Here is a 17971-nt window from a genome sequence, read left to right as displayed (position 1 = left end):
GCGGCGCCGCGGCGCCGCCGGACGACACCCCGGAGGACCCTGATGGCCACCGACAACCAGATCACCATCGTCGGCAACCTCGCCGATGACCCCGACCTGCGCTACACCCCCAACGGCGTGCCCGTGGCGAACGTGCGCGTTGCGGTCAACCAGCGCTTCTTCAACAAGGAGAAGGGCGATTGGGACGAGCGCCTCGACGGGTTCTTCACCTGCAACGTGTGGCGCGACATGGCCGAGAACGTGTCCGAGTCGCTGCACCGCGGTGACCGGGTGCTCGTGACGGGGCGGCTGCGCAGCCGCTCGTACGAGACCAAGGACAACGAGACCCGCTGGGTCACCGAGATCGAGGCGGACGAGGTCTGCCCGAGCCTGCGGTGGGCCCGGGTCAAGGTCGAGAAGGTCCGCCGCCAGCGCGGTCCCCAGGACAGCGCCGGCCAGGAGAACCAGGACTCCGGCTGGGGGAGCGCCACCCCGCCCACGGAAGCGCCCACCACCGAGAACGTCCCCTTCTGACGCCATCCGACCCGTCCGGACCAGCGGCCGGCGCACCTGCCGCCGGTCGCCGTGTCCGGTAGATTTCGCAGTCAGACAACCCAGGAGTGTGACGCATGGCCGATGACAAGCCCGGCAAGCCGGGGCGCAACCAGCGCCCGGCGAAGCGCAAGGACTGCTACTTCAGCAAGAACAAGGTCGAGTACATCGACTACAAGGACGTGGCCCTGCTGCGCAAGTTCGTGAGCGACCGCGGCAAGATCAAGTCCAGCCGCGTCACCGGCACGACCCCCCAGTACCAGCGGCTCGTCGCCGAAGCGGTCAAGAACGCCCGCGAGATGGCGCTGCTGCCCTACACCACCCGCTAGCGCCCACCGCTGGCCGCCGACAGGGGCGAGAGCACAATGAAGGTCATTCTGAAGCAGGACGTCGACAAGCTCGGCGACGCCGGCGACATCGTCGACGTGGCCGACGGCTACGGCAACAACTACCTGATGCCGCGCGGCCTCGCCATGCGCGCGTCGAAGGGCGCCGTCGCCGACGCCGCCGCGCTGCGCGCCGCCCGCGCCAAGCGCGAGGCCCGCAGCATCGAGGAGGCCCGGGAGCAGCAGCGGCTCCTGGAGACCCGGCCGGTGTCGATCACCGCCATGGCGGGTGAGGACGGCACCCTCTACGGATCGGTCGGCAACCGGGAGGTCGCGGATGCGGTCCAGGCCCAGCTGGGCGTGGAGCTCGACCGTCGGCGCGTCGAGATGGAGCGACCGCTGAAGGCGCTCGGGGAGCACGAGGTCGCCGTGCGCCTGCACGCGGAGCTGACCGCGACGGTGCGCGTGGTCGTCGTCGCCCTCGAGTAGGTCCCCGGCTCCGCCCGGCGACATGGCCTGGCCACGCGACCACCTCCAGGGTGGCGCACCCGCCCGGCGACCCGCCCGGCGACATGGCCTGGCCACGCGACCCACAGATCGTTCACGAGAGACATTTTTCTTTTGCACCGGTCCTCCACACGCCGAGGGTGGGTATCCCCAGCCCGGCGCGCTGACCCACCTGCCCGGGGCGTCGGTGCCGCCGTTGTCCACACCGCGGACCACCGTGCGGCGATGCTGCCCACAGGCACCGCCCCGTCGCGCGGGCGGCGGGTGTCATACCCCTGGGTTACCGTCGCCGTCGGGGACGGAGACGAGGGAGACATCATGGCCAACGGGGCGGGCGAGGCGGCGGCAGGCGCGGTGCGTGCACTGCAGCCGCCGACGAGAGGCAGCAGCTACGACCGGGTACCCCCGCACAACCTCGACGCGGAGACCAGCGTGCTGGGTGCCATGCTGCTGTCACGCGACGCCATCGCCGAGGTCTCCGAGCTCGTCGGCGCCGACGACTTCTACCGGGGCGCGCACCGCACCCTGTACGAGGCGGTCCGCGACCTGTACGACCAGGGCGAGCCGGTCGACCCGATCACCCTCGCCGACGAGCTCGAGCACCGGGGCTCCCTGGAGGACGTCGGCGGCGCGGTGGGCATCACCGACCTGGTCTCGCGGGTGCCGACCGCCGCCAACGCCTTGTACTACGCGCGGATCGTCGCCGAGCAGGCGCTGCGGCGACGGCTGATCGACGCGGGCACCGGCATCACCCGGCTGGGCTACGACGCCGCCAAGGGCGCCGACGAGGCCGTCGACGCCGCCGAGCAGACCATCTACGACGTCGCCCAACGCGGGTACTCCAGCGAGTTCGTCCCGATGAAGGACCTCCTGATGGAGTCCTTCGAGCGCATCGAGAAGCTCCACGAGGCCAAGTCCGCCATCACCGGCCTGGCCACCGGCTTCACCGACCTGGACGAGCTGACGGCCGGCTTGCAGCCGCAGAACCTCGTGGTCATCGCCGCACGGCCGGCGATGGGCAAGAGCACGCTGATCACCAACATCGCCACCCACGTCACCGTCGAGCAGCGCAAGCCCGCCGTGATGTTCTCCCTGGAGATGAGCCAGCGCGAGCTGATCGACCGCATCCTCGCGGCGTACTCGCATGTGCCTTCGGAGCGGCTGCGCACCGGACGCCTGAACGACACCGACTGGCCAAAGCTCTCCCAGGCGATGGGGCGCCTGGCCGAGGCACCGCTGTTCATCGACGACACCCCCGGCATCAACATGATGGAGATCCGGGCCAAGTGCCGGCGGCTGAAGGCCAAGCACGGGCTCGACCTGGTGATCGTGGACTACCTGCAGCTGATGCAGTCGCACCGGCGCGCGGAGAACCGGGTGCAGGAGGTGTCCGAGCTCAGCCGGGGCATGAAGATCCTGGCCAAGGAGCTCGACGTGCCCGTCGTCGCCCTCTCGCAGCTGTCCCGCAAACCCGAGGACCGCACCGACCGGCGCCCCCAGCTGTCGGATCTGCGCGAGTCCGGTTCGATCGAGCAGGACGCCGACCTGGTGGCGTTCATCTACCGCGACGAGGTCTACCACCCCGACACCGAGGCGAAGGGGGAGGCGGAGCTGATCCTGGCCAAGCACCGCAACGGCCCCCTGCACACCGTGCGGCTGTCGTTCCTCGGCCACCAGTCGCGGTTCGCCAACATGGCGCGCCGGTCGGCGCCCCTGTAGGGCTCCCGGCGCCGGCCGGGCGGGGGCCGGCGCGGCTCCCGCTACAGTGGCCTGCCCGCCGACCCACCGCCCCCGAGGACGTCGTGGTCCCCACCAGCTACACCGAGCTGTTCATCTTCCTGGTCGGTGCCGTCGGTGCCGCCCTGCTCGTCGGCACCGGTGCCGCGCTCCTGCGCTTCCGCCGCACGGGGAGCTTCCCCGGTGAGGACCCGGCGCAGGCAGACGGGGGCGCCACACCGGTCCGCGCGGTGATCGTCCGCTGCGCGCTCGGGGCTGTCGTGCTGGCCGCGGCCCTGGCCGCCCTCGCCATGGTGCGGGCCTGACATGCAGGGCCCGCCCGCGGCCGGGCTCGGGCACGACAATCTTTGCGGCAACCCTCAAGTCCTCCCGGCAGCGCGCCGAAGGACCAGTGACAGCAAGCTGCGCCCGCACGCCCGGAAAGGAGGCACGTGATCCGCGAACGGCTCGGTACCGGTCTTGCGGCCGCGGCCTTGGGCACCCTGGTGCTCGTCATGGTGCTGGTCGCCGGATGGTTCGGCGTCGGCCGACCGGGCGGGCTCTTCGGCCCGGCGCCCAGCAGCGGCGGAGCCCGCGTGGTGCTGGTGAATCCCGACCTGGACCTGCCGGGGACGCCGGGCGATCCGGCGTCGCCGGCCCCGCAGACCGACGTGCCGGCCGCACCCGGGACCACGTCCGCGCCGGCGCCGGCACCGGGCCTGGACCCCACGCCCCCCGACCCCGACCCACCGCCGGCACCGGGGGCGTCCCCGGATCCGGGCACCGCCCCGCCCCCCGCACCCGGCGCGCCCGAGCCCGGCGACACCGTCGAGTCGGTCACCGCCCTGACCGGCGCCGCCGTCGGGGCGGTGGGGTCGACCCTGGGCGACATCCTGGCGCTCATCCTTGGCCTCCTGGCCTCCCCGGCCGACGACACGCCCGTCACGGCGGCAGACGTCCCGACCGGTGGGACCGGTGGTGGGACCAGTGGGACCGCCGAGACCGCCCAGACCGCCGAGGCCGCCGAGACGGATGAGACCCCTGAGACGGCTGGGACGGCTGGGGCCGGCGAGATGGGCCAGGATCCCGGGTCCGGCCCGCCCGCGGCAGTGCCCGCCCCCGCGACCGCGAGTCCGAGGGGTCCGGCGCTGCCGGACCTGGAGGGCCCGGCACCGCGCGGGCGCGGCCTCCCGACCAGCCCCCGCATCCCCGCGCTGCCCCAGTAGGGTCCACCGCGGGTGGGTCCGCGGGCGCGCGGTGCGTCTGGCCGCTCGCCCACCGGCATGCGAGATTGCGGTGTGCCCAATCTCCCGCACAGCACGCAGCACCCGATCCGCCGGCACGTGTCCACGGCGATCGGCTTCAGCCGTCCGCACACCATCGTGGGCACGGTCGTCAGCCTGTGCGCCCTCTTCGTGGTGGCCCGCTCGGTGCCCACCGCCGCCGACCCGGGCCTGGCCGGTCCGAGCCTCGCCGACCTGGGTCTGGCCTTGGCGGCCGGCCTGGGGGTCAACGTCTTCATCGTCGGGCTGAACCAGCTGACCGACGTGTCGCTCGACCGGGTGAACAAGCCGTGGCTCCCGTTGGCCTGCGGCTCGATGACCCCCACGGCCGCCCGCCTGGTCGTGGGCGCCGCGCTCGTCGTGGCGCTCGTCGCGGGCGCCGCCGGGGGGCCGTGGCTGCTCGCCGCGATCGCCATCGCCGCAGCGCTCGGCGCGGCGTACTCCCTGCAGCCGCTGCGGCTCAAGCGCTACCACCCGCTGGCTGCCGGGTGCATCGTGGCGGTCCGCGGGCTCGTGGTGAACCTGCTGGTCTTCGCCCACTACGCCGCGGTGCCGGGGACCGGGCTGCCGCTGCCGCCCGCGCTGGTCGCCCTCACCGCCGTGGCGCTCGTGACCGGGCTGGTCATCGCCTGGTTCAAGGACCTGGGCGACATGGAGGGCGACCGCCGGTACGCCGTCGGCACGCTGCCGCTGCGGCTGGGCGCCCCGCGCGTGGTGGCGCTGGGGGTCGGGGCGTTGCTGGTCGCCTACGCGGCGGTTGCGGTCGCCGGCGTGGTCGGCGTCCCGGGCCTGCACCGCGGGGTGCTGGCGGGGGGCCACGCCGCGCTGGCGGGCCGGCTCGTCCTCGCGGTCCGCACCCTCGACACCGGCGACGAGGGCGCCGTCGCCCGGTTCTACCGGACGATCTGGGTGCTGTTCTGCGCCGCGTACGGGGTGTTCGCCGCCGCGGCTGTCCTCGGATGACCCCCTCAGGGGCGCCCGGCGCATAGAGTGCTCGCAGCAGTACCCAGCGGGCGTTGGGGGCATCCGATGGCGGGACAGAGCGTGGGCGCGGCGCTGGTCGCCTTCGTGCTCCTGGCCGCGGGCGGCGGGACGGCTGCGGCGCAGACCCCCCGGGCCGCCGCGGCGCCGGGCTGCCCGTCGGGGCCGGTGGCGCTCACCTTCGACGACGGGCCGGGCGTGCACACCCCGGCGGTCCTGGACCTGCTGGCCGCCCGCGGGGTCCCGGCCACCTTCTTCCCCACCGGCGGCCTCGTCGACCGGCACCCCGGGCTGGTCCGGCGCGCGGCGGCGGAGGGCCACGTCGTCGGCAACCACACCTACGGGCACGAGAACCTCACCCACCTGGCCGACGCGCTGATCCACGCCACGGTGATCCGGACCACGCAGGCGATCCAACGCGCCGGGGTCCGCGCGGCCCCCCTGGTCCGCCCACCGTACGGGGCCACAAACGCGCGCGTGCACCACGCCATCCGGGCGCTCGGCTCGGTGCAGCTGCTGTGGACGGTCGACCCGCAGGACTGGCGAGGTCATTCGCCGGACACGATCGCCGCGCATGTGCTCGGCCGGTTGGCGCCGGGCGCGGTGGTCGTCCTGCACGACGGCAGCCCGCGCACCCCCAACACGATCGGCGCGCTGCCCCGGATCATCGACGAGGGCAGGGCCCGCGGGTTCTGCTTCGGTGTCCTGGACGACGCCGGCGCGGTGGTGATGCCCGCGCCCCCGACACCGCCCCCACCGGCGCCGAAGCAGGTCGCCCCGCCCCAGCTGGTCGAGGTCCTGAGCGGCGGGGACCGCTACGCGACCGGGGTGGCGGTCAGCCGCGCGACCTGGCCCGGCCTCGTGCCCGCGGTGGTGCTCGCCGAGGGCGAGGCGTGGGCCGACGCCGTGTCGGGCAGCGTCCTGGCCGCCGCGGTTGGCGGTCCGCTCCTGCTGACCCGGGGCGACCGGCTCGACCCGGGGATCGCCGAGGAGCTGCGCCGCCTGGCCCCCGAGATCGCGTACCTGCTCGGGCCCCTGGACCCGGCCGTTGAGGACGCGCTGTGGGCACAGAACATCGAAGTCCGTCGGCTGCGCGGTCCCGACCGCTACACCACCTCGGAGATGATCGCCGATGCCGCCGTGGGGCACGGCGCCGACCCCTCGACCGTGGTCGTCGCCACCGGCGACCGCTTCCCCGACGCGCTGGCCGCCGCCCCCCTCGCGGCCGGGCAACGCCACCCCATCCTGCTGGCGCGGCCGTCGGAGGACCACACGCGCCTGACCCGCATCGTCCAGCGGCTGGGCACCGCGCGGACCTGGGTCGTCGGCGGGAGCGCGGCGCTGCCGGAGGTGACCGTGCTCGGCCTGCCCGGCATGGAGCGCATCGCCGGCCCGACCCGCACCGCCACCGCCGCGGTGCTGGCCACCCGGGCGGTCCAGCTCGGCTACGCCTCCAAACCGCTGGTGGCCAGCGGGTGGTCCGCCCCCGACGGGCTCACCGGCAGCGGCCTGGCCGCCCGGCAGCGGCGGCCGATCCTGCTGACCGGCCCAGCCGAGCTCAGCCCGGACGTGCACGCCTGGCTGCGCGACCACCGCAGCACCGCCGTCACCGTGCTCGGCGGACCGGCGGCGGTCGGTCCCGGGGCGCTGTGCCAGCTGCGCACCGGGCTCGACCGCCCCGACGCCTGCTGACGGCGGTGGGCCGTCTGCGCGGCTACCCCCGGGTCGGCACGGGGTGGTTTGCCCGGAACCGCTCGTCGGGGTCGTACTGCGCGCGCACCCGCTGGAGGCGACGGTAGGTGGCGGGCGGGTAGACCTGGCGGGTGGCGACCGGGCCCTCGACCATGTTCAGCGACTGTCCGACGGCGTGGCCGGCGAGGACCGCATTGACCTTCGCGAGCTGGCCCCCGACCGCGGCCCCCGCGGCGGGGTCGGCGGGGACACCCACGGCGAACAGGGACAGGACCCCGGGCAGCGCCCCCACCGCGCCGTCGTGGGGCTGCGGGCGGGCGAGCGCCGCGCCGGTGTGGCGCAGGTCGACGGCGGCCAGCGGCGAGCCGGATCCCGGCCCGGCCACCGCTGCCAGGTCGTCGATCGCCGCGGGGGCCAGGTGTTCGAGCAGCAGGTGGTCGCTCAGCGCCGGCACGGGCAGGGGGGGATCCATGTGCAGGTCCAGCAGTGCCTCCGGCGCCACCGCCGCGAACGTGTCGAGGCTCGGCCGCAGTCCCCGCAGGGGCGCCAGCAGCGGTGCGGCCACGTCCGCGCCGCCGAGGCAGGCCGCCTCGATCACGACGAAGGACCGGCCCCGCAGGGACTCCGGCACGTCGGGGAACGGGGGGAACTGCATGATCCGCCCGCACGAGGTGACGGTGTCCGGCAGGTCGGCCAGCAGCCCGTGCCAGACGTGCAGCACCTCCGCGGAGCGCTCCCAGGGGAAGAAGAGCGCCCCCGCGTACAGCTCGCCGACCGGGTAGAGGGCGAACTCCATGGCGGTGACGACCCCGAAGTTGCCGCCACCGCCCCGCAGCGCCCAGAACAGGTCCGGCTCGTGGTCGCGGTCGGCGCGCAGGCGGCTGCCGTCGGCCGCGACCAGCTCGACCGCGGTGACGCTGTTCGCGGCAAGGCCCCACCGCCGCGCGTACCACCCCAGCCCACCGCCCAGCGAGTAGCCGACGACGCCGACGCCGGGCGACGAGCCGTGCAGCGCCGCACGGCTGCGGGGGGACGTCTGGCGCACCACGTCGCCCCAGCGGACCCCGGCGCCAACCCGCGCGCGGGTGTGCTCGGCGTCGAACGCCACGTCGTCGAGTCCGTCGGTGCGCAGCAGCACGGCCCCGTCGAGCGGGCCGAGCGGGGCGGCGTTGTGGCCGGTCAGCTGCGGGGCCACTTGCAGCCCCCGCTCCGCCGCGAACCGGACCGTGGCGGCCACCTCGTCCGCGTCGGCGGGGAAGGCCACGGCGGCGGGCCGCTGGTCGACGGCGAGGTTGAACGCCTGACGCGCGACGTCCCAGTCCTCGTCACCCTTGGCGACGACCCCGCCGGACAGTGCGGCACGTAGCCCGGCGATCCCGGGTTGGTCGGCAGCGACCACGATGTGCCCCTCCCTCGTAACCACGACCCCCCGCTCCAGCGAGGCTACTCCATCACCCACGGCGCCGACGGGGGAACCGTCGCCGGCGCGGCGGCGTCCGACCGGTACCGCCGGCGATCACCGCCGCCCGAGAACGAGGTGCACCATGGCCCGCGCCACCCTGTCCCTGAAGTCCCTGCTGCTGATCGTGCTCGTGTGGGTGCTGGCGGGGTGCTCCGGTGCCGACCGCGCGGAGATGTCGGAGGAGCCCACCGACTCCGCCGGCTCGAGCGGCGAGGCGGCGGCACCCGCCGAGGGCTTGTCGAGGGCTGCCCCCGAGGGCGACGGTGCGGGGGATGAGGACACGGCGTCCGACGCCGAGTCGCAGCCGGCGGGCGACCTCGAGCTGCCCGGGGCGACGCAGCCCGCATCCGTCGGCGAGCGCATCATCAAGGAGGGCACGGTCACCCTGGAGCTGGAGGAGCAGCGCTTCGACACGGCCTTCGGGCAGGTGGTCGACGCCGCGACCCGCCTGGGCGGCACGGTGGTGTCAAGCGACACGACCACGACCGACTCGGGCGCCACCGCGGGCAGCGTCACGGTGCAGGTGCCGGTCGAGCGCTACGAGGACCTGCTCGTCGGCGTCGGCGAGATCGGCACGGTCGTGTCGCGTCGGATCACCGCCCAGGACGTCACCGACGAGTTCACCGACCTGGAGTCGCGCCTGCGCCACCTGCAGGCCCAGGAGCGCTTCTACCTGGAGCTGCTCGAGGAGGCCGAGGGCGTGGCGGACGCGATCGCCGTCCAGCAGCAGCTCGAAGGCCTGCAGGGCCAGATCGAGCAGGTGCAGGGCCGCCTCCAGCTGCTCGACGCCCGCACCACCTTCTCGACGCTGACGGTGGAGCTGTTCGAGCCGGGCGCACCGGTCGAGCTCGCGGGCACGGGCGGCGAGCGACCCGACCTGGGACGGTACTGGGACCTGGCCCGCGACGCGTTCGTGAACGTCGTGGGCGGCATGCTCGTCGCCGGGTTCTTCGTGGCCCCGCTGCTCGTGGTGCTCGTGGCGGCCTACCTGGTCTGGCAGGCCCTGCGGCGGCGCTCCCCCTCGGGGACTACGCCGACCGAGTAGGCCCCGCGACGCCCCCGTCGCCGCGGCCCGGGTGGACGCACAGCGGACCGTCGACCAGTCGGGCTCGCGGTGGCGGCTCGGCCGGGCGCAGCCACGACGCCTCCGGATCCTCGGCGTCGGGGTCGACGTCCCACTTCCGGCACGCCCGGTCCACGCCGATCGCGTGCAGGTGCAGCGCGCCCGTGCGATCGATGTGCAGTCGCAGGAAGTGCTTGTGGTCCTCGTTGGCGAGCGCGGAGAACGACTCGTTGCCGTGGGCGTGGCCCGGCGCCGCGTTGGCTGCCGCCAGGTACGCGCCCATCACGAGCCCCCCGGCACCCCCGCCGAGGGCGGCGACCACCACGAACAGCGCAAGCAGCACCGTGACCTGCCCGACCGCCGGCAGCTCCGCGTGCAGCAGCGGTGCCATCAGCCGCGTCGCCGCCGACGCCACCACGAGGAACGCCAGCACCTGGACGACCCCGTGGGTCAGGCCGAGCAGCGCCTTCGGCACCCACGCCGGAGCCCCCGGCAGGCGCCAGCGCGTCGACGGGCGGGCGAACCCGACCAGCGCCCCGAGCAGCGTGACGACCAGCAGCAGGGCGACCGGGCTGGCCGCCAACCCCGCGGCGAGATCGGCGAACCCGACGCGACCGGCGGTCGTGGCGAGGGTGTCGCCCACCGCTCCTCCGGCCGCGCGCCGCGCGAACAGCACCGACCACAGCAGGACCGTGGACAGCGCTGCGGGGATCATGGTGAACCAGGGGTTGCGCACCGACATGGCCAGGCATCCCCAGACCAGTCGGCGCGAGGTCGCCGGGTCCGGGTAGACGGCTGCCCGCCGGAACCACCGGTAGGGGCCGGCGTCGTCCTCGTCGGCCACCGCCGCCGGGTCCACCGGGCTGGCGGCCTCGTGCGGGTCGGCCGACCGGGTGGGCGCGCTCACCCGGGCCGCGGCGTCGCCGTCGCCGTGGGGCGGCAGAACCAGCGCGTCCCCGAGCCCGTGGGTCGGGTGCAGGAACGCCCCGCCGCCGCCGGCGGTGACCTTGTGGGTGCCGTCGTCGCCGACGTAGCGCGAGTAGTGGTGGTAGTCGCCGGCGATCGTCAGGGGGACCTCGACGTCGTGCAGCAGCTTGCGCTCGACGAACGCGAGGTTGCGGTAGGACCCGGGGTCGTGCGGCTTGACCCAGCTGGGCTTTGCAGTGCACAGGATCACCCGGTCACCGGGCTCCATCTGCGCGCGGACCTGACGGAAGTACCGCATCTGCGGATCGTCGACGTAGGCGTCGAAGGCGATGTCGATGCCCCACAGCCACCACCCGTGCGGCAGGCGCAACGCGAAGTAGCTGCGGGCCTGGCGGGTCCGCCGCCCGCCGATCCACGCGCCCTGGCCGAAGACGCGCATGAAGCTCGTCAGGCCGTCGTACCAGTCGTGGTTGCCGGGGATGGCGAAGACGTCCTGGCCCCCGTCGGCGGCCCAGGGCAGCGCGGCCTCGTACGGGCCGGTCAACCGGTCGGTGTAGGCGCCCGGGTTGGCCACCGGGTACACCTCGTCCCCGCCGAGGACCATCAGGTCACCGCGGGGCAGGCCGGCCGGGTTGCCCTCCAGCGGCAGCCGCGCCTGCGAGGCCAGCCACGCGATCGTGTACGTGGCGGGGAAGCCGTCGCCGGTGTCGGCGACGTAGTCGATCCACAGCTCCGCGTCGTCGGCCGTGCGCCGGGCGGGGTCCTCCGGCACCTCGTAGACCTCGGCGGCCAGGGCGGCCTGCAGCTCGCGCTTGTCGAGGAACGCGTCGAAAGCCATGGAGACGGCCAGCCGCACGGCGGCGTCGGCGAGCACCGGGGGGTGGTACCACCGCGTCGCGGCGCGGCGGCGGAAGTCGAGCGCGGCGAGGGTGCGGGGGCGCGGCGCGGCGTCGCGCCGGTCAGGCGGCTGGGCGCTCATGGCGTCGGGGCGCGCCGGCCGACCGGTCCGGCGTAGACGTCCCGCAGGTTGCCGGCGAACAGCCGGCCGAACCGGGCCAGCGCGGCGAGGCCGGCGCGGCGGGTGGGCGCCGTGGCCCGGAACGTGGTGAGCTGGCGCGCGAAGGCCAGCGGTCGGATGCGCAGGATCCCCGCGGCCACGACGTCGGCCGCCTCGGTCGCGGGCCCGTCGACGTGGCCGCGCAGGATGCGCGTGTACAGGGTGGTGGTGTCGGCCCACGCGTCGGGACCCGGGTCGTCACGCACCACCTTGAAGCCCGTGAGGGTGAGCGGGTGGCCGGCGGCGTCGCGGAACCACAGGCGGTACCGCATGCGCTTGTCGCGGGGGTCGTCGGCGTCGACGAACAGGTTGAACGCGCCGCGCTCCACGGGCAGGCGCCCGCCGAGCACCTCGCAGCGCACCTCCCCGGTCGCCGTGGCCGCGAGGTCGGGGTCGGTCACGAAGCGATCGAGGTCGTCGACCGCGATGGTCAGGCGGAAGCCGGCACGCGTGCCGGCGGCCCGCCCGGTCCGCGCGCCCCGGTCGGGGTCGTCGTCGCCCAGGGTGACAAACCCCGTCATCTCCTCGGTGAACCGCACCCCGCGCCGCTGCGGGTCCGCCGTGGGCGCGGCGGGCGGCGCAGGCGCCGCGGCGGTCGCCGCGGGCGCCCGCAGCGCGATGCCCTGCTCCGCGCACCAATCGCGGGCGGCGTGCACCCCGAGGTCCACCGCGGCGGCCATGCGGTCGCGGGTGAGCGTCAGCAGGTAGTGCACCGGGACCTCGGCGCGCAGCAGCCTGACCGCCACGGGCCGGCCGAACTCGCCGTGCTCCCCGGCAGCGACGGCGGCGTTGCTGCGCTGGATGCGGGCCAGGTCGGCGCGGAGCCGGCTGTTGGCGGCGGCCTCGATGATCTGGAAGTACTGGTGCACGAAGCCGCGGCGCCAGCGGCCCTGGTCGCTGACGGTCCACACGACCCACAGCTCGTCGGCGCCGCGGCGGATGCCCTCCTCGAGGTTCGCGTCCGTGGCGAACACCGCGTCGATGTAGTGGTGCCCGTCCACGCGCACCGGCGGGAACCAGATCGGCAGGGACACCGCCGAGATGAGCAGGTCCTCGGTCATGTCCGCGGCGGGGCGCACGACGTGCTCGTGCGCGGTGAAGTCGTACAGGTTGAACGTCGCGGCGCGGTCGGTGGCCCGGATCGCCGTCCAGTTGAGGCCCCAGTCGCGCAGGATGGTCCGGCGGAACCGGCGGTAGGACAGCAGCGAGCCCGCCAGGGGCGCGGCCAGCAGGCCGGCCACCGTCGGCTGGACGGCGCGCAGCGGCCGGTACCGGCGCCAGTGGTCGGCCATCTCGGTCCCGCTCATGCCCTGGCACCACATCGCCAGGTTGAACACGCCGCCGCTGGCGCCGTCGGCGTGGTCGAAGACGAGCCCGGCCTCGTCCAACCACACCTGCAGCACGCCGGCCTGGAACGCGACCTTCACGCCGCCCCCGGCCATGATGAGCGAGCGCCGCAGGGCGTCAGCCATGGCCGCACCGGTCGATCATCCGCGCCGAGAAGCGCTCCGCCAGGGCCGCGATCGTGAGCGAGGGGTTCGGGCCGACGGGGCCGGGCATGACCGCGCCGTCGGCGACGAAGAGGCCGGGGTGACCGAACACCTCGCCGTGGTCGTCGACGACCCCCTCGCGCGCGTCGCGACCCATGGGGCAGCCCCCGAGCGGGTGGACGGTGACGACCCGGCGCAGGTAGCTCGACACGTTCTCCTGCAACCGCGCGTCGAGCGTGCCCGCCACCGCGCGCATCACCGCGCGGACCCGACGGAAGTAGGCCGCCGAGGTCTCGGTGGTCCAGTCCACGTCGAGGTAGCCAGAGCGCAGGCGCATCGTACCGTCGGGCACATCCCGGCCCATGCCGAGCAGCGGCAGCGTCCCCGCCGAGAGCCGCCCGTCGCCGAGCAGCGCACCGATCTCGGCGCCGACGGTGGACTTCGGCTCGCCGGTCAGGCGACTGCGCACCCGGGCCGCCGCGAACCGGGCGATCCGCCGCAGCGGCCCCACCACGTTGGCGCCCTCGAGGACCCAGTCGACGAAGGCGGGATAGCCCCCGTCCTGCACGTAGAAACCGCGCCCGTTGCCGCCGTCGACGGCGTCGGGGACGCGCACGGTGCTCGTGATCACCGGCCCCCGCGACGGGTCGAAGGACCGCGGCCCGCCGGTGACGAACGCGAGCAGGTCGCCGTTGCCGCTGAAGCGCGAGCCGAGGCGGGGGCTGAGCGCGGGCAACGCGCTGCGGTTGCGCAGCAGCAGGTACGTGCTGCCGAGCGCCCCGGCGGCGAGCACGACGACCTTCGCCCGCACGTCCTCGGTCGGCAGGCGCCCGGTTCTGGTCGGTGCCCCCTCGTGCTCGGGTGCGTGGCGCACGAAGCTCACCGTGTAGCCCCCGTCGGGGTGGGCCGTGAGCCGGCGCACCTCGCAGCGCGTCCGGATGTCCGCACCGGCCCGCGCCGCGGTGCTGAGATAGGTGTAGTCGAGGGTGTTCTTCGCGCCGATGTTGCAGCCGACGTCGCACTCCCCGCACAGCGTGCAGGTCGCCCGGCGGCGGCCGTGGAGGTTGTCGGCAGGGTCGCCGAACGGCTCGCCGAGGGTGACGCCCGCCGGGGAGAACGTCACGGCGAGGTTCGGGCGGAACCAGTCGAGACCGAGCCGCTGCGCCGCCCCCGCGTACGCGCGGGTCTTGGCGGTGGCGTCGTAGGGCGGGCGGTCGAAGGGGTAGGGGGTCGCGTCGAGCATGCGCTCCGCGGCGTCGTAGTGGGGCTCCAGGTCGGCACGTGAGACCGGCCAGTACTCGTGGTCGCCCCCGAGGCGCGTCTCGCGGACGAACCAGCGCTCGTCCTTGCGCAGGAGCACGTTGGCGTAGATGAGCGAACCGCCACCCAGGCCGGAGGCGACGACCGCCTCCAGGCCGCGGAACGACCAGATGTCGAACAGCCCCTGCAGGCCCTCGCTGGGGTCCCAGAAGCTCGCGGCCATCGCCGCGGGGCGGCGGGGGAACGACCCGGGTGGGTAGGCCTTGCCGCGCTCCAGGACGCAGACCGAGCGGCCGGCCTCTGCCAGGCGGCATGCCGCGGCGGCCCCGCCGAAGCCCGAGCCCACGACCACCGCGTCGACGTCCATGTAGCCCCCAGCTGTCCCGCATCCGTGTGGCCCGCTGGCGCCGACAGCACCACGCCACGACCGCAATCATGGCCGACCACACCGCACGGGTCCACCCCGTGCCAGCCCCGCGGTAGGGTGCCACCAGGTGCCGGGACGCAAGGGGGTCGACGGGTGGACGACGCCGAGCGCCACGTGCCCGCTGCAAGCCCGGGTCCGGGCGGGATCCCGGCCGAGCCGAGCGACCCGGAGCTGCCGGTGCGGGGGTGGGCGGCGGTCGGCCTGCCCGTGGAGCGGATGTGGGCGATCTTCGACGACGTGCGCGGCTGGCCGCGCTGGAACCCCTGCTTTCGCTGGGCGCGTGTGACCGGCGGGACGCTGCGGGAGGGCGCGCTGCTGTGCTGGGTGTTCAACCCCATCCGCTCCCGCTACCCCTACGTCCTGCCGGCGTCGGCCCGGATCGTCGAGTACGAGCCCCGGCGGGGGGTGACCTGGAAGGTGACCGCGGTGCCCGGCTTCTCGGCACTGCACCGCTACGCCTTCGAGGCGGTCGACGAGGACCGCTGCCGGTTCGGGTCGTGGGAGGTGGCCGAGGGGCCGGCGTACCGGCTGCTGCGCCCGTTCTGGCTGGCGCACTTCCGCTACGTCCGTGACGCGTCGCTGGCCGGTGCGCGCGCCCTCCCCGGACGCGTGACCCGGTGACTGCCCCGGGCACGTGGCCCGGCCAGACCACCACCCCCACCGTCGTCGCGTCGCCCGGCCACTTCCCCGGGCACGTGGCCCGGCCAGACCACCACCCCCACCGTCGTCGCGTCGCCGGCGACACCCCCGGACGGGGACGGGGCTAGACTGCCGGCCTCATGCTGTGGCACATCGTGCGCTTCCAGTTCCGCCCCGACGTCGACGACGACGAACGGGTTGCGCTCGAAGGCGACCTGCGGGCGCTGGGCGACAGCATCGACGAGGTGGTGTGGCTGGCGGTCTCCCGGTCGGTCGACGAGCCGGCGGTCACGGGCCTGCTGACCGTCTTCGCCGACAGCGCCGCACTGGCCGCGTACCGCGACCACGCCCTGCACGTGCCGGTCGTCGAGCGAGCCCGGGCGCTGTGCAGCGACATCGTCCGCCTCGACATGACGGCCGGCACCCCCGGCTAGGTGGGCCAGATGCATCGGGGCATCCCCGTATTGCCCGTGCTCGGCGTGCTCGCCGTGCTGGCGCTGCCGGCCGGGCCGACGGCGAGCGCGGCCCCCACCGACCTGGCGGTCTCCGACCCGGCGCCCGCCCCCGGAGCGGTCGTCGCGGCGGGCGAGACCGTGCTGCACGCTCGCGTGCACGGCCCGCACCCGATCACCGCAGCGCGCTTCACGGTCGACACCGAGCCGCCCGTCCACGCGCAGGTCGACGCGCACGACCCGACCCTGGGCACGCCGGTGCGGGTCCCGGTCGCCCTGGCTCCGGGCGCGCACGCCGTGCGGGTGGAGGCCGAGGATGCCGAGGGCCGTCGCGTCGACCGCACCTGGTGGGTGACGGCCACCGAACGGTCCGTGCGCCGCCACGCAGGGCGCAGCCGCGTCGACACGGCCGTGGCGGTGTCGGCCGCGGCCTACCCCGATGCCGGGCGGGCGCCCGCCGCCGTGCTCGCGCGGGCCGACGCGTTCCCCGATGCCCTGGCGGGCGTCCCGATGGCCGTCGCGGTGGACGGCCCCCTGCTGCTGGCGCGGTCTGACGAGCTCCCCGCTGCCACGGCGGACGAGCTGCGCCGGGTGCTGGAACCCGGCGCCGTCGTGCACCTGCTCGGCGGCGAGGGGGCACTCGGCGCCAGCGTCCGACGCGACGTCGCGGCCTTGGGCTTCGAAACCAGGCGACACGGCGGGATCGACCGCTACGCCACGGCCGCGGCGGTCGCGCGGGCGCTGCCGGCATCGACGGGGGCGGTCCTGGCCTCCGGCACCGCCTTCCCCGACGCCCTGGCCGCCTCGGCGCCGGCGGCCCGCGAGGGATGGCCCATCCTGCTGACCGCCGCGGACCACCTGCCCGACACGACCGCGGACGCGCTCGCCCTGCGCCAGGTGACCCACCTGAGCCTGATCGGGGGCGGGGCCGCGGTCAGCGGGGCCGTGGAGGACCACGCGGCGCAGACGGTCGCGACCGTGACCCGTCTGGCCGGTGCGGACCGCTACGCCACCGCCGCGGCGGTCGTCGAGGCCTTCTACCCGGACCCGTCGGGGATGTCGCTGGCCAGCGGCGCCGACTTCCCCGATGCCCTGGCCGGCACCCGCCACGCGGCGCTGCTCGACCAGCCCCTGCTGCTCACCGCGCCCGCCCATCTGCCCCCCGCCACCGCCGACGCGCTGCGGGTGCGGCGCCCGCGCCGGCTCGACGTGTACGGCGGAGCGGCGGCCGTGGCCGACGACACCGCCCAGCAGGCCCTGCACGCGGCGGTGGACGGACCGCACAGCCCGCGGGTGACCGCCACGTCGCCCGCGGGCGGACAGACCCTCGCCGACCTCGCGCCGGTCACCGTCCAGGTGGACCGACCCGTGGACCCGGCCCGCTCGAGCGTGCACGTGGAGGTCGCCGGGGCCGAGGTCACCGGTGCGCTGGACGCCACGGCCACCGGCCAGACCCTGACCTTTCGCCCCCATGCACGCGCCGCCGCCGCCTACGACACGCTGTGGCCGGGACGCGTCCGGGTCCGGGCGGTCGCCCCCGACGGCACGGTCGGGCACCACGTCGTCGCGTTCACCTACCTCGAGCCGGACCCGGTCTACGCCACGGTCGGGGCCATCAGCCTGCATCTGCCCGCCCGTGACGTCGACCTGATCGGCTTCCACCAGGCCAGCCACCCGGGCGCCCGGCACCAGTCCCCCCGCTCGACCGCCACGCCCCACATGGTCCTGCCGACCCGCGACCGCGGCACCGGGTCGCACACCGCGGCCGACGTCGTCGTCGACCCGGCCGACCCGGTGCTCGCACCGGTGGCGGGTCGGGTGGTCCGGGCGGGGTCCTACCCGCTGTACTGCCGCTACCACGACGACTTCGTCGTGATCGAGCCCGACGAGCGCCCAGGCTGGGAGGTCAAGATGCTGCACCTGCACGGGCTGCAGGTGGGCGTGGGCGACCGGGTGGAGCCCACCCGCACGGTCATCGCCGCCGGCGCCCGCGTCCTGCCCTTCGAGTCGCAGGTCGACCGGTACTCCACGGCCCGGTGGCCCCACGTGCACCTCGAGGTCATCGACCCGTCGATCCCGCCGGCGCCCGGCGGCGGCTGCTGACTATTACGGTAGGGACCGTCGTTGCCGACGGCCCCCCGTGCAGATCCCGGCGTGC

At 75.1% G+C, this 17971-nt stretch carries 16 protein-coding genes; 12 read left to right on the top strand and 4 right to left on the bottom strand.

Annotation, left to right across the window (positions count from 1 at the left end; all coding sequences use genetic code 11):
- From ssb to WD250_05190, 8 genes are all read left to right on the top strand, one after another.
- Positions 1-513, top strand: a 513-nt coding sequence (gene ssb, locus WD250_05225; protein ID MEX2619602.1) for a single-stranded DNA-binding protein, incomplete at its 5' end; no start/stop codon positions are given.
- 95 nt (positions 514-608) lie between these two features.
- Positions 609-860 (top strand): 30S ribosomal protein S18, encoded by a 252-nt coding sequence (gene rpsR, locus WD250_05220; GenBank protein ID MEX2619601.1) that lies wholly within the window; start codon positions 609-611, stop codon positions 858-860.
- A gap of 36 nt (positions 861-896) precedes the next feature.
- Entirely contained in the window at positions 897-1346 is a 450-nt protein-coding gene (gene rplI / locus WD250_05215; protein MEX2619600.1) for a 50S ribosomal protein L9, read from the top strand.
- A 336-nt stretch (positions 1347-1682) separates the two neighbouring features.
- A complete protein-coding gene (dnaB, locus tag WD250_05210) occupies positions 1683-3083 on the top strand; it encodes a replicative DNA helicase (protein ID MEX2619599.1) in 1401 nt (466 codons plus the stop codon).
- An 83-nt stretch (positions 3084-3166) separates the two neighbouring features.
- Positions 3167-3406: a hypothetical protein gene (locus WD250_05205; protein ID MEX2619598.1), complete on the top strand. Its 240-nt coding sequence runs from the start codon at positions 3167-3169 to the stop codon at positions 3404-3406.
- Between the two features lie 126 nt (positions 3407-3532).
- Positions 3533-4306 carry a hypothetical protein gene (locus WD250_05200; protein MEX2619597.1) on the top strand — a complete coding sequence of 258 codons (774 nt, stop codon included), beginning with the start codon at positions 3533-3535 and terminating at the stop codon, positions 4304-4306.
- Positions 4307-4378: 72 nt separating this feature from the next.
- Positions 4379-5326 carry a homogentisate phytyltransferase gene (locus tag WD250_05195; GenBank protein ID MEX2619596.1) on the top strand — a complete coding sequence of 316 codons (948 nt, stop codon included), beginning with the start codon at positions 4379-4381 and terminating at the stop codon, positions 5324-5326.
- A gap of 66 nt (positions 5327-5392) precedes the next feature.
- Complete coding sequence (locus tag WD250_05190; GenBank protein MEX2619595.1) at positions 5393-7036, top strand: cell wall-binding repeat-containing protein; 1644 nt, start codon at positions 5393-5395, stop codon at positions 7034-7036.
- A 22-nt stretch (positions 7037-7058) separates the two neighbouring features.
- Here WD250_05190 and WD250_05185 read toward each other — a convergent pair whose 3' ends face one another.
- Positions 7059-8435, bottom strand: a complete 1377-nt coding sequence (locus WD250_05185) for an FAD-binding oxidoreductase (protein MEX2619594.1) — start codon at positions 8433-8435, stop codon at positions 7059-7061.
- Between the two features lie 145 nt (positions 8436-8580).
- Here WD250_05185 and WD250_05180 point away from each other — a divergent pair, with 145 nt between their 5' ends.
- Positions 8581-9543: a DUF4349 domain-containing protein gene (locus WD250_05180; GenBank protein ID MEX2619593.1), complete on the top strand. Its 963-nt coding sequence runs from the start codon at positions 8581-8583 to the stop codon at positions 9541-9543.
- On the opposite strand, the gene WD250_05175 is transcribed toward WD250_05180, so the two are convergent.
- The 3 genes from WD250_05175 to WD250_05165 are packed head-to-tail and all read right to left on the bottom strand — an operon-like array spanning position 9527 to position 14662.
- Positions 9527-11467: a metallophosphoesterase gene (locus WD250_05175; protein ID MEX2619592.1), complete on the bottom strand. Its 1941-nt coding sequence runs from the start codon at positions 11465-11467 to the stop codon at positions 9527-9529. The two genes, WD250_05180 and WD250_05175, sit on opposite strands and share 17 nt — an antisense overlap.
- Complete coding sequence (locus WD250_05170; GenBank protein ID MEX2619591.1) at positions 11464-13017, bottom strand: patatin-like phospholipase family protein; 1554 nt, start codon at positions 13015-13017, stop codon at positions 11464-11466. The genes WD250_05175 and WD250_05170 overlap by 4 nt, the downstream gene beginning before the upstream one ends.
- Positions 13010-14662, bottom strand: coding sequence for a GMC family oxidoreductase (locus tag WD250_05165; protein ID MEX2619590.1), 1653 nt, complete (start codon positions 14660-14662; stop codon positions 13010-13012). The genes WD250_05170 and WD250_05165 overlap by 8 nt, the downstream gene beginning before the upstream one ends.
- 153 nt (positions 14663-14815) lie before the next feature.
- On the opposite strand from WD250_05165, the gene WD250_05160 reads away from it, so the two are divergent.
- The 3 genes from WD250_05160 to WD250_05150 all read left to right on the top strand — a co-directional run bounded on the left by WD250_05160 (position 14816) and on the right by WD250_05150 (position 17916).
- Positions 14816-15343 (top strand): SRPBCC family protein, encoded by a 528-nt coding sequence (locus WD250_05160; protein ID MEX2619589.1) that lies wholly within the window; start codon positions 14816-14818, stop codon positions 15341-15343.
- A gap of 158 nt (positions 15344-15501) precedes the next feature.
- Entirely contained in the window at positions 15502-15795 is a 294-nt protein-coding gene (locus WD250_05155; GenBank protein MEX2619588.1) for a Dabb family protein, read from the top strand.
- Positions 15796-15804: 9 nt separating this feature from the next.
- A complete protein-coding gene (locus tag WD250_05150) occupies positions 15805-17916 on the top strand; it encodes a cell wall-binding repeat-containing protein (GenBank protein MEX2619587.1) in 2112 nt (703 codons plus the stop codon).
- Positions 17917-17971 lie beyond the last annotated feature (55 nt).

The organism is Egibacteraceae bacterium, from assembly GCA_040905805.1.
GTDB lineage: Bacteria > Actinomycetota > Nitriliruptoria > Euzebyales > Egibacteraceae > DATLGH01.
Note: the sequence above shows the minus strand (reverse complement) of the source record. Positions and strands in the feature narration are given on the sequence as shown.